The 2,542-nt window shown below is 77.3% G+C and carries 3 pseudogenes; 1 reads left to right on the plus strand and 2 read right to left on the minus strand.

From position 1 onward, the window contains the following. Both ACSNOH_RS34400 and ACSNOH_RS34405 read right to left on the minus strand, forming a co-directional pair. Positions 1-452: pseudogene (locus tag ACSNOH_RS34400) on the minus strand (hypothetical protein); the annotation flags it as partial. Positions 453-1,037: 585 nt separating this feature from the next. Further along, positions 1,038-2,486 (minus strand): annotated as a pseudogene (locus ACSNOH_RS34405) (ATP-binding cassette domain-containing protein); the annotation flags it as partial. Here ACSNOH_RS34405 and ACSNOH_RS34410 point away from each other — a divergent pair. After that, positions 2,478-2,534 (plus strand): annotated as a pseudogene (locus tag ACSNOH_RS34410) (SapB/AmfS family lanthipeptide); the annotation flags it as partial. The pseudogenes ACSNOH_RS34405 and ACSNOH_RS34410 overlap by 9 nt on opposite strands. Between the last annotated feature and the right edge of the window lie 8 nt (positions 2,535-2,542).

A 2,542-nucleotide genomic window follows, 5' to 3' on the forward strand; every position in this document is an offset into this window, starting at 1 on the left:
GCCTCGTCCGCGGCCAGGTACGCCTCCTGGCGGCGGGCGAGCGGGCGCAGCGTCGCCAGGAACAGGCCCAGCCCCAGGACGAGGGGCGGCACGACGACCGCCAGGAGCGGGGGCGCCAGCAGGAACAGGCCCGTCAGCGCGCCGGCCGCGGTGAAGACGAACGACCGCGCGACCATGACGAGGCCGGCGAACGCGTCGCGGGCGATCTCCGTCTGGTGGGTGAGGCGGGAGACGGCCGCGGCGTCGCCGCGCTGCAGGGCGCGGTCCACGACCGCCGTGACCAGGAGGTCGCGGAACGGCTCCACGAGGCCGGCGACGCCGCCGTACGTCTTCCCCGTGCCGTACGCGCCGGCGATCACGGCGGCGGCGGCCGCGCCGAGCCAGGCGAACCCGGTGCGGGGCGCGCCCGCGAGGAACCCGTCGTCCAGCGCCGCGGCCAGCGCGTACCCCATGGCGAACGTGTGCCCCGCCTCCACGACGGACCACAGGACGAGCCGGGCGACGACCAGCCGCCGCCCGGCGACGAACCGCGCCCCCCTCCGGAGAAGCCCGGCTTCAACGTCTGTCACGACGACGTCCTCCTGCGCAGGGGATCAAGGCCGGCTCGGCACCGCCGGACACCACCGCGGTGGTCACTCACCGCCGCGGCGGAAGAAAGAGGCGCAGCCTCTGCCGACACCTGACCGGCGGTGCCACGCGCCCCCGGCCCCCGGCCGGAACGGCACCGCCGGACACCACCGCCGTGGTCACTCACCGCCGCAGCGGAAGAAAGATGCGCACCCTCTGCCGACACCTGACCGGCGGTGTCACACGGCCCCGGCCCACGGCCTGAACGGCACCGCCGAACACCACCGCCGTGGTCACTCACCGCCGCAGCGGAAGAACGAGGCGCGCCGCCGAGTGAGGCCGCGGCACCGCGAGGCCCGGCCTCTCCCCGCTGCCCGCCGCCAGGCACAACCCCCCGCCGCAACGGCGTGCAACCACCCGACACCTGACCGGCGGTGCCGTGCATGCCCCGCCCCCGGCGGGTCCCGCGCTTACGCATTGAAGACTGCCCGGTAGGACCGGTTCTGCCAGAGGTCCGTGTGGGGGGCCACGGCTACCGCGCGGCCCTCGTGGAGCCACAGGACGCGGTCCGCCGTCGCAGCCGTCGCCGGGCGGTGGGCTATGAGCACGCGCGTGGCGGCGGCGCAGGCCCGGAGCGCTGCCGCCACGCGCCGTTCCGTCGCCGTGTCCAGGCTCGACGTGGCGTCGTCGAGGATCAGGACGCGCCCGGCGTGGGCGAAGGCGCGGGCGAGCCCGAGCCGTTGGGCCTCGCCGCCGGAGAGGGGCGCGGACGCGCAGGCCGTGTCGTAGCCGTGCGGGAGGCGCCGTACGAAGTCGTGCGCGCACGCCGCCCGGGCCGCGTCTTCCAGCGCTTCGCGCTCCGGGGTGAACGCCCCGAACCCGATCGTGCCGCCGATCGTGCCGCCCAGGAGCGCCGGCCGGGCGAAGGCGTAGCCGATGGCGCGGCGGAGGTCCTCGCGGCGGATCGAAGGGAGCGGGACGCCGTCCAGGAGGACCAGCCCGCCGTCGGGATCCGCGAGCCGCCCCGCCACTTCGGCCAGGACCGTCTTCCCGCTGCCGGACAGTCCCACGACGGCCAGCGACGTCCCTCCCGGGACCGTCACGCTCACTTCGGCCAGGACCGTCCGCCCGCCCCGTACGACGCTCACGTCCCGCAGTTCCAGCGTGCCGGGCGCGCCCGCCGGAAGTCGCCGCTGCCCGTACGGCACGCGCGGCACGGCGAGGACCTCGGCGGTGCGCCCCGCCGCGGCGCGGGCGCGGGCGGCGGCGTTGAGGTGGCCGACGAGCATGCCGACGCCGGTGGCGAGCACGGCGTAGCGGGAGGCGGCGAGGAGGTCGCCGACGGTCAGGAGGCCCTGGGAGAGCCGGAGTCCGGCGACGGCGAGGACGGCGATCTGCAGCAGCGGCACGAGCGTGCCGGCCTGGGCCGTGGAGCGGCCTTGGACGCGCCACATGCGCCGGCCCTGCCGGGAGAGGCGGGGCAGCGGTTCGAGGATGCGGGCGCGCTCGCGGTGCGCGGTGCCGGCGGCGGCGATGGTGCGGGCGCCGCCGAGGGCTTCGACGAGGCGCGTGGCGATGTCGCCCTGGAGCTGCTGGTAGCGGGCGACGCTGTCGGTGGAGGCGCGGGTGAAGGCGCGCAGGAGGGCGGCGAGGAGGGGCGCTCCGGCGAGGAAGGCGGCGGCGAGCCAGGGGTCGATGAGCCCGAGGGCGACGATCCCGCCGACCGGTCCGGCGACGGAGGCGGCGGCGTGGGCGAGCGTGGCGGGCGCGGTGCCGGTGTCGGCGGCGTTGCCGACGGCGCGGGTGACGAGGTCGCCGGGCGGGAAGCGGCCGGCGGCGCGCGGCCCGGCGGCCAGGACGTGCCCGAGGAGGCGGTGGCGGAGCCGGGCGGTGGCGCGGGCGGCGGCCAGAGCACCGTCAGCCTGCTCTCCTGCGTCAGCACCGCGAGCGTGCTGATCTGTCTGTGAGCGATCCG

It is taken from the genome of Streptomyces sp. URMC 127 (genome assembly GCF_051386535.1).
Classification (GTDB): domain Bacteria; phylum Actinomycetota; class Actinomycetes; order Streptomycetales; family Streptomycetaceae; genus Streptomyces.